The organism is Ruminococcoides sp., assembly GCF_057037865.1.
The window spans coordinates 1-14425 of sequence record NZ_DBLZMS010000016.1; the positions used below are offsets into that span (position 1 = coordinate 1).

At 40.3% G+C, this 14425-nt stretch carries 13 protein-coding genes, 1 pseudogene and 1 other annotated feature; of the genes and pseudogenes, 10 read left to right on the forward strand and 4 right to left on the reverse strand.

Features of this window, described 5'->3' with window-relative positions; all coding sequences use genetic code 11:
• The 3 genes and pseudogenes from AC2HW8_RS10170 to AC2HW8_RS10180 all read left to right on the forward strand — a co-directional run.
• Nucleotides 1-158: pseudogene (locus AC2HW8_RS10170) on the forward strand (FUSC family protein); the annotation flags it as partial.
• 543 nt (nucleotides 159-701) lie between these two features.
• Nucleotides 702-929 carry an ArsC family transcriptional regulator gene (locus tag AC2HW8_RS10175; protein ID WP_484327530.1) on the forward strand — a complete coding sequence of 76 codons (228 nt, stop codon included), beginning with the start codon at nucleotides 702-704 and terminating at the stop codon, nucleotides 927-929.
• A gap of 168 nt (nucleotides 930-1097) precedes the next feature.
• Nucleotides 1098-1565: a hypothetical protein gene (locus AC2HW8_RS10180; RefSeq protein ID WP_484327531.1), complete on the forward strand. Its 468-nt coding sequence runs from the start codon at nucleotides 1098-1100 to the stop codon at nucleotides 1563-1565.
• A gap of 438 nt (nucleotides 1566-2003) precedes the next feature.
• Here the strand turns inward: AC2HW8_RS10180 and AC2HW8_RS10185 are convergent, their stop codons facing one another.
• Together AC2HW8_RS10185 and AC2HW8_RS10190 are read right to left on the reverse strand one after the other, a co-directional pair.
• A complete protein-coding gene (locus AC2HW8_RS10185) occupies nucleotides 2004-2516 on the reverse strand; it encodes a spore maturation protein (protein ID WP_117524012.1) in 513 nt (170 codons plus the stop codon).
• Nucleotides 2517-2532: 16 nt separating this feature from the next.
• The gene (locus AC2HW8_RS10190; protein WP_304018044.1) at nucleotides 2533-3117 is read right to left on the reverse strand and encodes a nucleoside recognition domain-containing protein; all 585 of its coding nucleotides are present in this window, start codon (nucleotides 3115-3117) and stop codon (nucleotides 2533-2535) included.
• Between the two features lie 160 nt (nucleotides 3118-3277).
• On the opposite strand from AC2HW8_RS10190, the gene AC2HW8_RS10195 reads away from it, so the two are divergent.
• The 7 genes from AC2HW8_RS10195 to AC2HW8_RS10225 all read left to right on the forward strand — a co-directional run bounded on the left by AC2HW8_RS10195 (nucleotide 3278) and on the right by AC2HW8_RS10225 (nucleotide 10756).
• Nucleotides 3278-3514 carry an AbrB/MazE/SpoVT family DNA-binding domain-containing protein gene (locus tag AC2HW8_RS10195; RefSeq protein WP_015522781.1) on the forward strand — a complete coding sequence of 79 codons (237 nt, stop codon included), beginning with the start codon at nucleotides 3278-3280 and terminating at the stop codon, nucleotides 3512-3514.
• Nucleotides 3515-3583: 69 nt separating this feature from the next.
• Complete coding sequence (locus AC2HW8_RS10200) at nucleotides 3584-4072, forward strand: deoxycytidylate deaminase (RefSeq protein WP_015522780.1); 489 nt, start codon at nucleotides 3584-3586, stop codon at nucleotides 4070-4072.
• Nucleotide 4073: 1 nt separating this feature from the next.
• Nucleotides 4074-4670 (forward strand): 4'-phosphopantetheinyl transferase family protein, encoded by a 597-nt coding sequence (locus tag AC2HW8_RS10205; protein WP_484327532.1) that lies wholly within the window; start codon nucleotides 4074-4076, stop codon nucleotides 4668-4670.
• Between the two features lie 274 nt (nucleotides 4671-4944).
• Entirely contained in the window at nucleotides 4945-5511 is a 567-nt protein-coding gene (locus tag AC2HW8_RS10210) for a TetR/AcrR family transcriptional regulator (RefSeq protein WP_484327533.1), read from the forward strand.
• A 259-nt stretch (nucleotides 5512-5770) separates the two neighbouring features.
• Nucleotides 5771-7864, forward strand: a complete 2094-nt coding sequence (locus tag AC2HW8_RS10215; RefSeq protein ID WP_484327534.1) for an efflux RND transporter permease subunit — start codon at nucleotides 5771-5773, stop codon at nucleotides 7862-7864.
• A complete protein-coding gene (locus AC2HW8_RS10220) occupies nucleotides 7864-10293 on the forward strand; it encodes a hypothetical protein (protein ID WP_484327535.1) in 2430 nt (809 codons plus the stop codon). Before AC2HW8_RS10215 ends, AC2HW8_RS10220 begins: the two co-directional genes overlap by 1 nt.
• Nucleotides 10294-10558: 265 nt before the next feature.
• Complete coding sequence (locus AC2HW8_RS10225) at nucleotides 10559-10756, forward strand: alpha/beta-type small acid-soluble spore protein (RefSeq protein WP_015522775.1); 198 nt, start codon at nucleotides 10559-10561, stop codon at nucleotides 10754-10756.
• A gap of 327 nt (nucleotides 10757-11083) precedes the next feature.
• Here AC2HW8_RS10225 and AC2HW8_RS10230 read toward each other — a convergent pair whose 3' ends face one another.
• Together AC2HW8_RS10230 and leuA are read right to left on the reverse strand one after the other, a co-directional pair.
• Entirely contained in the window at nucleotides 11084-12001 is a 918-nt protein-coding gene (locus AC2HW8_RS10230; protein ID WP_484327536.1) for a hypothetical protein, read from the reverse strand.
• A gap of 141 nt (nucleotides 12002-12142) precedes the next feature.
• On the reverse strand, nucleotides 12143-13819 hold the full coding sequence (gene leuA, locus AC2HW8_RS10235) for a 2-isopropylmalate synthase (protein ID WP_021882583.1): 1677 nt from the start codon (nucleotides 13817-13819) through the stop codon (nucleotides 12143-12145).
• A 44-nt stretch (nucleotides 13820-13863) separates the two neighbouring features.
• Nucleotides 13864-14113 (reverse strand) — a binding site (T-box leader).
• Nucleotides 14114-14425 lie beyond the last annotated feature (312 nt).

Sequence of the window (14425 nt, forward strand, 5' to 3'; positions counted from 1 at the left end):
TACAAGGAGCGGTTAGTCTTAGAGTGATTCAAAATGTTTTTGGTGTTGTGTTTGCTTTAGCATTTTGTGTTATATTTTATTGGTTTATGTCTAAAAAAAAGAAAAGTGATGTGACCGTACATGCAGAGCAAAGTGAATCAGGAAGAAAATTTGAATAGAATTATTACGGTTCCTAGATAAGGTTTTTTATGATGAAAACAGTATATCACATGCGGTCATGCATTGAAAATACTGTTCAGTTAAAAAATGCTGTATTTTTTAGGTGCACTAATGCGTAGAAAGCAGGTGTATGATGAGTTCAAATCATTTTTTTGTGTATGACAAAAAGACAGATTGCATATCTGCCTCATAATGGAGTATAATGGTAACGAGATTTATGCAACCCGATACATGAAATCCCTATTTCTCTTTGGACGGAGGTGGATAGGATAATTTCGATTGTACCTGACAGGTGTCAGATACTTTTGTATGAGAAGCATGGTCTCTGTTTCGTTACCACCGTGTTTGAGATATGCCCTGCATATGTTTACTGCGATGGCGAAATTAATTTTATAGACGTGTTTGGTATTTTTAGATGTTTTTACCACAGCGTGAGAAGTCACTAATTCACAGAAATTATACAGAATCATACGGGCATTGATTTCCTGAAGGATTCCATCATACTTGCTGCGCCCCAGATCAATCAGGATGCCGTCCGTCTCATGAAGGAGCTTTACGGCATCGACATGGAGAAAAAGCAGTATTCTAAGCTGATATCAAGCATCCCGGAGCCAGACATCTCCATGGGTTGTGATGTAGGTTGTCCGTTTATCGGCAGAGCGTTTGATGGCAACTGGAAACTTGAAGATCCGACAGGAAAAACGGATGATGATTTCAGGGGGGTTATACAGCAGATCAAGAAGAATATTCTAGGATTAAAGAAAAAATGATTGCAATATAAATTCCAGTTTATCAAGCCCTTTGAGAAATCTTTTCTCAAAGGGCTTTTTAAATATTATTTGTATCAGGTATAATAAAACTGTCGAAGGCACAGTAATTCTGATAAGCCTGTTGCTTTTGAAAAAACAAAATAAAAATGTAACTTTGGGAGAATGAAAATGAATAACGAAATTATTATATCGCATATCAGTATGCCGTACGGAGTGTTGCATGATCAAAAATTGAATTCTGTTAAATGCGAAAATAATCAAATGATTTTTACATTTGATATTAAAATATTTCCGCAGAATTATGTCGGCGATTGTTACAAACAGTACGAATGTTATAAGCATTGTGATATGATTGTGGCAATGAAAGAGGAGTCTTTTAACGATTTTAATTTTGTTTCGGCAACTGATAAAAACGGAAAATTTGAAGGTATTTCCTTGTCACAGGCTGAGTTTATTAATGCGATCAATAATGCTTATACAGCTGAATTTATAGATTGCTTTGCAAATAACAGCGAATTAAAAATTGAATTGGGTGTTAATTATTACGATGCTGAAAAGCAATATAGAAAATATCGAAAATTCAGCATTTGCAATATCACACTCTCCGCTGAAAAAGTGACTTGGAATTGGTACTGAAGTAATAAAAAACTTGAAAATATGCGACCGCAATGAGTCTGAAATTGTAAAGGTTTTTGCAATTGCGGTGGGGTGTTGTGTCGGCAATGAAAATGAAATGATCTTACATTCATCTGAAACGAACAGAATTTTATGAGTGATGCGGATAAATAAGCTTATAATCTTATTTTGAAAATTAAAATCATTATAAAATTTGCAGACATATTTTTGTTAATGGCTGTTGAAAATGAAAGGTACTCCGTGTAAACTTATCGTAAAGATAAGTCACGGAGTGCTTTTGCTTTTTGTGATTTATGATTTAGTATCGGATTTTTGGAATAATAACTCTGTTTGGCAAGAAAAATGACAAATTGAAAAATGTTAAAATAAAATCGTGCCGAAATTGGAACACAAAGTTTGAATTTAAGAAAAGCGTTCCGAAATGGGAACACTTTACAATCACATATTAAACCACAATCTGACCGTTATAACACTCATAATTGCGGCGGTTAGGTCGGCGGTTATGGCGGCAAAGAGGGTGTGGCGAATTTTTTTGACACGGATACAGCCAAAGTACATTGCGATTGCGTAGAAGGTTGTTTCGCTTGAACCTGCGAGTACGGAGGCTGTTCTGCCCGCAAAGCTGTCGGGACCGCAGGTTTTGTAAAGGGCTGTGAGGAGTGCGGTTGAACCGCTTCCCGAAACGGGGCGGAGGAGTACGAGCGGAACGATTTCTTTCGGAAATCCTAAAAATTCCGCTGTCGGCTGAATCAGTGAGCATATTGCGTCAATTGCTCCGCTTGACTGCAAAAGGTCAACGGCAAACACAAGTCCCATAATTGTAGGGGCAATGTTGTACAGAAGTTTTACTCCCTCTTTTGCTCCCGAGATGAACACATCGAATACGGGAACTTTTTTTATCAGCCCGAATACCACAACAATACACGCAAATGCCGGCATTACAAATTCCATTTGCTCACCACATTTCTCAAATTTTACCTTGCCTGATATTCAGCGTACAGGCAATCAGCAATGCCACCGTCAACGCACACGCAGAGCTTATCCAGACGGGAACGATAATTTCAAAAGGCGCAGAGCTTCCGTAGGATTGGCGAAGTGCGGCAAGCGTTGTTGGTAACAGCTGGAGTGACGCTGTGTTCATAACTACAAAAACAACCATTTCGTTGCTCGCAATGTCACGGCGGTTATTGAGCGTGTGCAGCTGTTCCATTGCTTTTAGTCCGAAAGGTGTTGCGGCATTGCCGAGTCCGAGCAGATTTGCACTGATATTCATTGTGATGCTTTGAAAGGCGTCGCTTTTTTTATCAAGTCTCGGAAACAGCGGACGGAGCAACGGTGCAAAGATTTTTGCAAAAATGTTTGTCAAACCGCTTTCGACTGCGATTTTCATAATTCCCGACCAAAGGCAGATTATGCCTGCCATTGTGAGAATAAGCTGTATTGATGACGCTCCGCTTTCAATGAGTGCGTTTGAAATGTCGGCGGTGTTGCCCATAAACAACGCACACAATACGCTCACGGCAATGAGTCCGCTCCAGATATAATTCAGCATTTTTACTCCTTTTGCTGCAATTAACGACAAAATGTACAATATTGTCATTTTTGTAATCAAATTATTTAATAAAATCGTTGACAAAAATCCCGAAAAATGGTAGTATAGGTAAAAATAGGGATTATGGTGAATTAAAAAATAGGGATTATGGTGAATTAAAATGATTTATACAAACTTTAGGGAAATTGATAAAGCAGGCAGAATTGTAATATCAAAGGATATCCGCAACCACCTCAACATTAAGCCGGGTGACATTCTTCACATTGAGGCTGACGATGAGTGCGTTACGATAAAAAAGGCAGAGAGCAAGTGCGTTTTTTGCAATACTCTTGATAATCTGATTGCATTCGGCGGAAAATATGTATGCAGAGATTGTGTTGAAAAGCTCAAAGGCTGATACTGCTTTCGACTACTCTAAAATATACTTGACCGAATTTGAAATTATGATAACGGACGGTGTTTTTATATGGACAGAATTGACAAAATTAATTATTATCTTGACATTGCCGAAACTGTGCTTGAAAGGGGAACTTGTCTGCGCAGAAATTTTGGTGCAATTATCGTGAACAACGACCAGATTGTTTCAACAGGCTATACAGGCGCTCCGAGAGGCAGAAAAAATTGCTGTGATTTGGGATTTTGTATCCGTCAGGAACGCAATATTCCCCGTGGCGAGCGTTATGAACTTTGCAGAAGCGTTCACGCCGAGGCGAACGCTATTATTCATGCATCAAGAGAACAGATGATTGGCGCAACGCTTTATCTTGTCGGTAAGGAGATGTCAAACGGTGAGTATGTTCAGAACACATCTTCGTGTGCAATGTGCAAGCGTATGGTTATCAACGCAGGTATTGACAAGGTTATTGTCAGAAACGATAAAACCGATTTTACGGAAATTGATGTGAACGATTGGATTATGTCTGATGATTCGCTTGACGCTCTTCGTGGCTATTGATATGAAAACACGGCTTTTTATAACCGATATCCGCAAAATTTCTTTTGACAGAGTCGGTGAGCTTTCTCCCGAAAGAGCGGAGCGTGTTCAAAGATGCCGCAGAGCTGACGATAAACTGCGTTGCATTGCAGGCGGATTGTTTATGAACAAATTTCTTGGCGGTGCAAAAATCACCGTGAATGAATTCGGCAAACCCGAATGTGACAACGGGCTTTGTTTCAATATTTCGCACAGCGGAAGCTATGCGCTTTTTGCGTTGTCGGAGTCCGAAGTCGGTTGTGATATTGAAGAAATTCGATTTCTCAAGGGCATAAGGCTCGGCAAAATTGTTTTCTGCGACAACGAGATGAATTTGCTCGGCAACGCTTTTGACAGGCTCGGCACATTTTTTGAATTGTGGACTAAAAAAGAGGCACTCCTAAAATGTATGGGTGACGGATTTCACCGTGGCGCAAAAAGTGTTGATGTCAGCAGCGGAAAATTCTCTGAAAATCAAACTGAATATTATATGAAACAATACAAATTTTCGGACTACGAAATCAGCCTTTGCAGTGTGCAAAATGATTTCCCGAAAGATATTGAATTTATAATTTTATAAATATAAAGCCACGATTTTGAATCAACCTCAAAAACCATTAGATTTTTGGCCTGACTTTTTTGGGGGTAACATCAATTTCGGGGCTTTTTTACATAGGAAATACAAAACAAACCCCTGATTTTGTTAATATGCTTGTTATTGCTATTTTTAAATAATTGTGATACAATTTACTTTAATTAGTGTAGCAATCGGCTGCATATATTGTGTATGAAAAAATTCGGAACGGAAATATCCGTCTGCACGCGGATGTTTTGCAATTTTCAGGGGGGACACTATGCCGACATTTACCAAGGCGGCTATCAAGGCGACCTTTATTTCGCTCTTGAATAAAAAGCCGTTGAATAAAATTACAGTCAAGGAAATTGTTGAAGAATGCGGAATTAACCGTAATTCTTTCTACTACCATTTTGACGACATTCCGTCGCTTCTTGAGGAAATTCTCGTTGAAGAGGCTGACAGATTTGTTGCGACCGAAACCGACAACAGTACTTCTGTTTATGAAAGTCTGATTTCTGTAATTGACTATGCTTCTTCTAACAAGTTGGTGATTCAGCACATTTACAATTCTGCGAACAGAACTACATTTGATGTGTATCTCAACAGGATTTGTACTCACGCTATAAAAAGCTATTTTGACAAGCTTGAAATTACAAAAAATATTGCCAAAGATGACCTTGACGCAATGATTATGTACTACAAGTGTCAGCTTGTCGGTTTTATTATCGACTGGCTCGGCGGAGGTATGAAATATGACCTCAAAATTAAGATGAAACGCATTTGTGAGCTGTTTGAGGGTTCAATGGAGTCTGCATTGGGCAGATGTGCCAAAATCAATGCCTGATTGCTGTTTTATTGGTTAAAAATGAATATTTGCGCTTGCTTGCGTGTCTGAAATGCAGACGAATTTAACAAAATGTCTGATTTCCGTACAAATTTATTGCCGTGTCTAAATTCCTGACACGGCATTTTTTGTGTCTGTTTAAATTTTAACAAAGCCGTAATAGAATATGTTATGGACAAAGGAAATGCGGTTCACCTCTCGGATCGTTCCTTTGAATGCAGAGTGCAGTCTGCAAATCATATATGAAGGAGTATGAAATATGAAGTTAGGGAAAGCGGTTGTTAAAAGCCGTTTCGTAATCCTTATACTTGCCGTTGCGCTGATGATTCCGTCAGCCTTGGGAATGGCATTTACAAGGGTTAATTACGACATTCTTAGTTATCTTCCCGATAACCTCGACACAATCAAGGGTCAGGATTATCTGCTTGATGACTTTGGAAAGGGTGCTTTTTCATTCCTCATCTTTGAGAATATGGATGATAAGGATGTTGCGGCAACAGAGGAAAAAATCAAAGAAATCGACCATGTTGATACGGTTCTTTGGTATGACGATTTTGCCGACATCTCAATTCCAAAGGAAATGTTGCCCGACAAAATTTATGATGCGTTCAATTCGGGAAATGCAACGATGATGGCGGTATTCTTCGATACCTCAACATCAGCTGATGAAACAATGAACGCTATCGAAGAAATCCGTTCGGTTGCCGGTAAGCAGTGCTTTGTTTCGGGTATGTCGGCAATGATTACGGATATGAAGGATATGTTTGAGGAACAGGAAATGACTTATGTTGCAATCGCTGTTGTCCTTGCGGTAATTGCAATGATGATATTTATGGATAACTGGATTATCCCGTTTGTGTTCCTTGCAAGTATAGCGGTTGCTATCCTCGTAAATATGGGCAGTAACTACTTTATGGGTGAGGTTTCATTCATTACCAAAGCGTTGGCGGCAGTTCTTCAGCTTGCGGTAACAATGGACTACTCAATCTTCCTGTGGCACAGTTATGAAGAACAAAAGGGCATTTGTGAAAACCACAAGCAGGCAATGGCTGTTGCAATTCACGAAACCGTCCGTTCCGTAATCGGAAGTTCAATCACAACGGTTGCAGGCTTTATCGCACTTTGCTTTATGACATTCACACTCGGTCTTGACCTCGGTATTGTAATGGCAAAGGGTGTTATCCTCGGTGTTATCTCCTGTGTAACGGTTCTTCCGTCACTCATTCTTGTTCTTGACAAGCCTCTTGAAAAGACAATGCACAAGTCGCTTATTCCGTCAACAAAGAAGCTTGCAACAGGACTTGTTAAAATTTTCCCTGTATTTCTCGTAATGTTTGCGGCTCTTATTTATCCGTTCTATTCGGCATACAGCCAGACAAACAATGAGATTTACTACGATTTGTCGGAAAGTCTTCCCGAAGATATGGCAAATGTAATTGCCAACACAAAGCTTAAAGATGAATTCGGTGTCGGTACAACGCATATGGTTCTTGTTGATTCTTCGCTTTCTGCAAAGGACGCAAGAAATATGACAAACGAGCTTGAAAAGGTTGACGGCGTAAAATATGTTCTCGGTCTTGAAAGCGTTGTAGGTTCGCTTGTTCCGGAAGAGGTTCTTCCCGAGTCAATCACAAGCGTTCTCAAAAATGATAAATGGGAGCTTATGCTTATCAACTCTGAGTACAAAACAGCCACAGATCCTATGGCAAAGCAGATTGACGAGTTGAATAAAATCATTACAAAGTATGATAAGGACGGACTTCTCATCGGTGAAGCCGCTTGTACAAACGACCTTGTAAACATCACGACAGTTGACTTTCAGGTTGTAAATGCAATTTCTATTGTTGCAATCTTTATTATCATTGCGATTGTTGAAAAGAGTATCACACTTCCGATTATTCTTGTTGCGGTTATTGAGCTTGCTATCTTTATTAACCTCGGTATTCCGCATCTTATGGGCGAGTCGCTCCCGTTCATCACACCTATCTGTATAAGTACAATTCAGCTTGGCGCAACGGTTGACTACGCAATTTTAATGACGACACGATATAAGAAGGAAAGGTATCTCGGAAACGATAAACGCACCTCGGTTATTACGGCTCTTGAAACTTCAATTCCGTCAATTATCGTTAGTGCAATGGGACTCTTTGCCGCTACAATCGGCGTCGCATTCTACTCGGATGTTGACCTTATTTCATCAATCTGTAAGCTCCTTGCAAGAGGCGCTGTCATCAGTATGTTCTGCGTAACGCTTATTTTGCCGGCAATGTTTATGCTGTTCGACAAGGTAATTGCAAAGACAACTCTCGGTTTTAAGCCGAAAAAAACATCAAATTCGGAGGCTGCTGTATAATGAAAAAGAATAACAAGAATAATAATCACAAATTTTTAAATAAAAACTACATTAAGGGTGCTATTTCGGGTGCGCTTGCACTCACAATTCTTTGCAGCGGAGTAGGCGTTGCCGCTTATTCCGCCGGTGCAGACAATACTGCACAGGCTCTCGGTGTTCAGACAGAAAGTACGGTTGAGGCTGTTAAGAAGGCAAGCACAACTAAAGAGGCTCTCAAAAAGCTCAGCAAAAATGAAACCGTTTATGTTATTGCCGACGCAAGCGGTGCGGCTAAGAAAATCATTGTAAGCGACTGGCTCAAGGGTGTAGATACAAAAGGCAAGGTAAAGGATGTTTCAAACCTCAAGAATGTTAAAAATGTTAAGGGTGACGAAACATACACGGTAAACGAAGACAATGCTTATGAGTGGGCTGCAAATGGCGATGACATCTACTATCAGGGAACAGGCACAACCGAACTTCCCGTAAAGCTCAAATTAAGCTACAAGCTCAACGGCAAAACTGTTTCTGCTGATGAAATTGCCGGCAAGAGCGGTAAGGTTACAATCCGCATTGACTATGAAAACACACAGAAGGAAAAGGTTAAGATTAACGGCAAGACAGAAGAAGTTAATGTTCCGTTCCTTATGCTTTCGGGTATGATTCTTGACGATGACAACTTCAAAAATGTTGAGGTTTCAAACGGCAAGGCTATCAATGACGGTACAAGAACAATCGTTGCCGGTTTTGCTCTTCCGGGTATGCAGGACAGCCTTGATATTGACAAGGATGAAATGGAAATCCCTGATTATGTTGAAATCACAGCAGATACAACCGATTTTGAACTTTCAACAACAATGACAGTTGCAATGAACGATATTTTCAACGATGTTGATTTTTCAAAGGTTGACGATAAGGTTGACGAGCTTAAGGATTCACTTGATGAACTCGAAGACGCCGCAGAACAGCTTGTTGACGGTTCTTCACAGCTTTATGACGGTATCGGCACACTTCTTGACAAGTCAGGCACACTCATTGAAGGTATCGACAAGCTTTATGACGGTGCAGAACAGGTAAACAGCGGTGCAAAAAAACTTGACAGCGGTGCAGACGGTCTTTCAAGCGGTGCAAAAACGCTTGATGACGGTGCAGCAAAGCTCAAAAACGGTGCGTCACAGCTTGACAGCGGTGCATCACAGCTTGACAGCGGTCTTGCAACACTTGCAGGCGGTGCGTCACAGGTTGACAACGGTGCGGCAAGTCTCAGCAGTTATGTTGCAACACTTGCGGGCGGTCTCGGCAAGCTTTCATCCAACAGCGCAACTCTAAACGGCGGTGCAGAACAGGTGTTTAACACACTTCTTTCAACTGCCGACACTCAGATTGCCGCCGCAGGTCTTACAGCCGACAAGCTTACAATTAAAAACTATGGCAGCGTTCTTGAAGGGCTTATTTCATCACTCAGCGATGAAAATGCTCAGAAGCTTGCTTACAATACAGCACTTGAAACAGTAACGGCAACTGTAAACAGCCAGAAGGATGTTATCAGAACAGCCGTTGAGGCAACAGTAAGAAAGTCTGTTACGGAACAGGTTCTCGCAGCCGCAGGTCTTGGTATGACGGCAGATCAGTATGATGCCGCTGTTGCCGCAGGTCAGGTCAGCGAAGAAGTTCAGGCTCAGGTTTCTACTGCAGTTTCTACACAGATGAGTACATCTGCGGTTCAGGCTGCAATTGAAAGCAACACAGCGTCACAGATTCAGAGCCTTATCGAAACAAATATGAACAGCGAAGAGGTTCAGAGTCAGATTCAGGCAGGTGTTGCAAAAGCTCAGGCAGGCAGAAAGTCACTTCAGGCTCTCAAAACTCAGCTTGACAGCTACAACACATTCTATCAGGGTGTGCTTTCATACACAGCGGGTGTTGATCAGGCTAACGAGGGCGCTCAGCAGATTCTCGCCGGCACATATACACTCAAGGACGGCACAGGTTCACTTGTAAGCGGTGCCGGTCAGCTCAAGAACGGTTCTTCAAGTCTTAAGAGCGGTACAAGCGAACTCAAGAGCGGTACTTCAACCCTCAAGGACGGTACATCAAGCCTTAAAAGCGGTGTAAAGACTCTCAAAAACGGCACAAGCTCACTTTCGAACGGTACAAAGAGCCTCTTCGAGGGCGTTGGTACTCTCAAGGACGGCAGTGCAGCACTTGTTGACGGCGTTAAACAGCTCAATGACGGTGCAATGACATTGTCCAAGGGTATGAAGAAGTTCAAAGAGGAGGGCATTGACAGCATTGTTGATGCCGCAAACGGTGATGTCCGGGATATCATCGACCGTTTCAAGGCTGTTCAGAAAGCATCAAAGAAGTACAACAACTACAGCGGTATTTCCGATGATATGGACGGTAAGGTTGACTTCATCTACAAGACCGATTCAATCGAGAAAAAGTAATTCAATATATTTTAACAGCAAGACGAAAGGCTTATTTCCCTAACCCTTTCATACACAATATAAAAAGCAGTTATGTCGTTTGGCATGGCTGCTTTTTGCTTTGTATGATGTTTTTTGTGAATTTCAAAACTTGAAAAAATTACAAATAATAAAACGAATTTCACCGCAAACAATACTATTGCGGCGATGAAAACGGGATGCCGAAACGCCGCTTTATTAATAAATTTAACGAGATTTAAAAGTTTTGAAAAGGAGAAAACAAATTATGTCAAGCAATAACAATCAGATTAATGTACCTCAGGCAAAGGAAGCCATGGAACGCTTTAAGATGGAATGTGCCAACGAAGTAGGCGTAAACCTCAAACAGGGATATAACGGCGACATTTCTGCAAGAGAAGCAGGTTCTGTAGGCGGCCAGATGGTTAAAAAGATGATCGAGTCTTACGAAAACAGTATGAAATAAGCTTTAAAACCGATTTTCAGGGGCATATAGCTATGTGTTAGCTGTATGCCCCTATTTTTCGCCCACAGGCTTATTATGGGCAATTTAAGGTCAAATAAAGGCGGTGTAACATTATTCTTGAAAATATTCAATCATTTGTAACGAAATTCTTGATTTTTAAAGGCGATTTGTAACGTTTTTCTGAAAGCGGTATTTGAATTTTACATTAAACAAAAAATTGCATCCGACTTTACGCAAAAAATCGGTCGGACAATTTTAATAAATTATCCGACCGATAAATAGGTTGTATAAGAAATAAGAGTAATTATTTAAGTGTTAATTAGTGCTTTACCATAAATCTTTGTAGTTCCAAGTGTGTCCTTCGTCATCCCAAGCGTTGCCTTCATCATCAAAATAAGTAGACCCATTTTCATTTTCATGTTTAGTAGTCCAATTTCCGTTAGATGAACTAGAACCTGATGATGAATTGCCTAAATCATAGTTATAATTATTTCCACCGCTGTAGTTACTATCGTTAGAACTGTAATTATTGTTTCCGCTGTCGTAGCTGTTTCCGCTGTCGCTGTAACTGTTTGTATTATCACTGTAGGATTTATCGTTGTTGTTTGTGTTACTGCTCTCGGTTTGCTTCTTCTTTTCCTGTTTAGCTTTTTCTTCGGCTTTCTTTTTTGCCTCGGCTTCTTTCTTAGCCTTTGCTTCAGCTTCGGATTTTTCAATAGCAGTTATTCTGTCATTATAGAAACTAATCAATTCGTCAGGCTTTTTATCGTAGTTGCCAATATCGTTTTTATAGAATACATTGCTTTTTTCGGAATCAATTGTTTTCTTTAAAGCCTCAAGATTATCAATACAAGACTGCAACTTCTTTTTATCGTTAGTTTTTTCAAGAGTTTTGCTGTCAATAGTGTTATCTTTTATTGTCTTATCATAATCATCTGTGAAAAACTTTTGCATTTTTGCAAGTATTTCATTGTACTTTGGCTCAACAGAGTTTAACACTTCAACCTTGATTTCATCACTTGTTGATGGCTTGTTCTTAATGAAATCGGATAATATAACTAACTTTTTGGCTCTGTCGGTTTCCTTTGTAAATTTTGAGTATGTATCGTCAATACTTTTGTTTTGCTGTTCTGTCTGTTGCTGTATGGTGTAATTGTTGTAAGCATTTACGCCGAAGATTGTACCGACAACGGCAATAATCGCTACACAAACCACTGCAATAATTATAATTACTTTCTTTTTCATTTTAACCCCTACAATTTCTATTTGCGATTATATGTTTACATTATATATGTCTGCGTTTCAAAAGTCAATTATTAACATCTTGTTTCATAAAAAACAGGACTGCACATTCGCACAGCCCTGAAAATTGAATTGTTAAATTAATTAAGCCTCGGCTCTGTTGATTGCGTTGAGAACACCGAGTACCGATGCAACATTGACATTTGAATCAATGCCGATGCCGAAGATATTCTTTCCGTCAGGCTTTTTGAGTTCGATATATGAAACAGCCTTCGAGTCAGAACCCTGAGAAATTGCGTGCTGACTGTATGAGATGAATTCGTACTTGTCAAGACCGACCTTTTTGATTGCATTGAAGAATGCGTCAATAGGACCGTTGCCGACACCGCTGAGAGAAACCTCTTCGTTGCCGTTAATCTTCATCTTGCCCTTGAAGTGAACATAATCATTGCCGTTTTCGCTCTCTTCATAAATCTTTCTGCTTGAGAGAACATATTTCTGCTTATGCTCAAGATAATTCTTCTCGAACACCTCAAACAGCTCTTTCGGAATAAGCTCTCTGCCAAGCTCCTCACATTTTGCCTGAACAAGCTTTGAAAATTCGGGATGCATTCTCTTCGGAAGGTCATAACCGAAGTTGTTGTTCATAACAAAAGCCGCACCGCCCTTACCGGACTGTGAGTTGATTCTGATAATCGGCTCATACTCTCTGCCGACATCGGCAGGGTCAATCGGAAGATAGGGAATTTCCCAGTACTCAGTTCCGCTTTCTTTCATATACTTCATACCCTTGTTGATAGCGTCCTGATGTGAGCCCGAGAATGCTGTAAATACAAGCTCGCCGATATATGGCTGACGAGGGTCAATCTTCATATTTGTGCAACGCTCGTAGATTTCACGGAGCTTTGGAAGATTTGAAAAGTCAAGCTTAGGATCAACGCCCTGTGTGAACATATTAAGTCCCATCGTAACGATATCCATATTACCTGTACGCTCTCCGTTGCCGAAGAGTGTACCCTCAACTCTTTCAGCGCCTGCAAGCAATGCAAGTTCGCCTGCGGCAACACCGCATCCACGGTCATTGTGTGGGTGGATGCTGATAATAGCGGCGTCACGATGTTTAAGATTTCTTGCAAAGTATTCAATCTGATCTGCATATGTGTTCGGTGTGCACATCTCAACAGTATTCGGAAGATTGACAATCAACTTGTTTTCGGCAGTCGAACCGAGCGCCTCGATAACCCTGTCGCAGATTTCAACAGCGTTTTCAGGCTCAGTACCGCTGAAGCTTTCGGGAGAATATTCAAATCTAAAGTTAGTATCTCCGTCATATTCATCAGTAAGCTGTTTAATAAGCTTTGCACCGTCAACGGCAATTTTAATTACACCGTCCATATCTGTTTTGAAAACAACTTTTCTTTGGAGAGTTGAAGTTGAGTTATAGAAATGAACGATAACATTCTTAGCACCCTTAACAGCCTCAAAAGTTTTTCTGATAAGATGCTCTCTTGCCTGAACAAGAACCTGAATTGTTACATCATCGGGAATGTGGTTGTTTTCGATAAGCTCACGGCAGATTTCATATTCTGTTTCTGACGCACTCGGAAAACCGATTTCGATTTCCTTAAAGCCCATATCGCAAAGTGCGTGGAAAAATTCGAGCTTTTCTTCAAGGTTCATAGGATCGACAAGCGCCTGGTTACCGTCACGAAGGTCAACACTGCACCAGATTGGTGCTTTTGTTATAGTATTGTTTGGCCACTGTCTGTCCGGCAGATTAATCTGCTTAAAGGGAATGTACTTTTCAAATGATGGTTTCATATAATAACCTCCTGTTAAATAGCACAAAAAAATCGCCCCCTAAACAAAGGGACGAATAAAATCCGTGGTACCACCCGTATTCAAGAACACATCACTGTGTTCTCCTTAAAGACTTCTGACAAAGTCCTGACCGATAACGCAGTCTTGCGTTTCGCATTACATATATAATAGTATATACACTTCACACGAAAAACTCGGGGATGAGCTATCCATACAATGTTCCATGCTGACTCACACCAACCGTCAGCTCTCTTTGCCGGTTCATTTGCATCTTGTTCCCGTCAATGTTTTTAAGGGGATTCATTTGTTAATACTATTATATATATATACCCATTCTTTGTCAAGAAAATTGTTTGGAAAATCTGTCGAATAAAGTTTATTCTTAAAAAAGGGTGTATATAGTGAATTTTGGGATAAAATAAACAACAAATGAGTTTAAAATGTAGAAATTGCCGATAATATAAAAAAGATAAAAAAATTGTCAAAAAGGGGTTTACAAAAGAGTGAAGTGCTGATATAATATCAACTGTTGCGCTGAGAGGCGAGGCAGACAAGAGAAAACACGAACGGTGAAAGAGTGTAGAACGCACGGAAGTGGAGAGTCAA

Bases quoted from the DNA above. Each gene is read 5' to 3' on its own strand.
- AC2HW8_RS10230 (WP_484327536.1), bottom strand. From the start codon at position 12,001: ATGAAAAAGAAAGTAATTATAATTATTGCAGTGGTTTGTGTAGCGATT.
- leuA (WP_021882583.1), bottom strand. From the start codon at position 13,819: ATGAAACCATCATTTGAAAAGTACATTCCCTTTAAGCAGATTAATCTG.
- AC2HW8_RS10180 (WP_484327531.1), top strand. From the start codon at position 1,098: ATGAATAACGAAATTATTATATCGCATATCAGTATGCCGTACGGAGTG.
- AC2HW8_RS10225 (WP_015522775.1), top strand. From the start codon at position 10,559: ATGTCAAGCAATAACAATCAGATTAATGTACCTCAGGCAAAGGAAGCC.
- AC2HW8_RS10205 (WP_484327532.1), top strand. From the start codon at position 4,074: ATGAAAACACGGCTTTTTATAACCGATATCCGCAAAATTTCTTTTGAC.
- AC2HW8_RS10175 (WP_484327530.1), top strand. From the start codon at position 702: ATGAAGGAGCTTTACGGCATCGACATGGAGAAAAAGCAGTATTCTAAG.
- AC2HW8_RS10215 (WP_484327534.1), top strand. From the start codon at position 5,771: ATGAAGTTAGGGAAAGCGGTTGTTAAAAGCCGTTTCGTAATCCTTATA.
- AC2HW8_RS10210 (WP_484327533.1), top strand. From the start codon at position 4,945: ATGCCGACATTTACCAAGGCGGCTATCAAGGCGACCTTTATTTCGCTC.
- AC2HW8_RS10220 (WP_484327535.1), top strand. From the start codon at position 7,864: ATGAAAAAGAATAACAAGAATAATAATCACAAATTTTTAAATAAAAAC.
- AC2HW8_RS10190 (WP_304018044.1), bottom strand. From the start codon at position 3,117: ATGCTGAATTATATCTGGAGCGGACTCATTGCCGTGAGCGTATTGTGT.
- AC2HW8_RS10200 (WP_015522780.1), top strand. From the start codon at position 3,584: ATGGACAGAATTGACAAAATTAATTATTATCTTGACATTGCCGAAACT.
- AC2HW8_RS10185 (WP_117524012.1), bottom strand. From the start codon at position 2,516: ATGGAATTTGTAATGCCGGCATTTGCGTGTATTGTTGTGGTATTCGGG.
- AC2HW8_RS10195 (WP_015522781.1), top strand. From the start codon at position 3,278: ATGATTTATACAAACTTTAGGGAAATTGATAAAGCAGGCAGAATTGTA.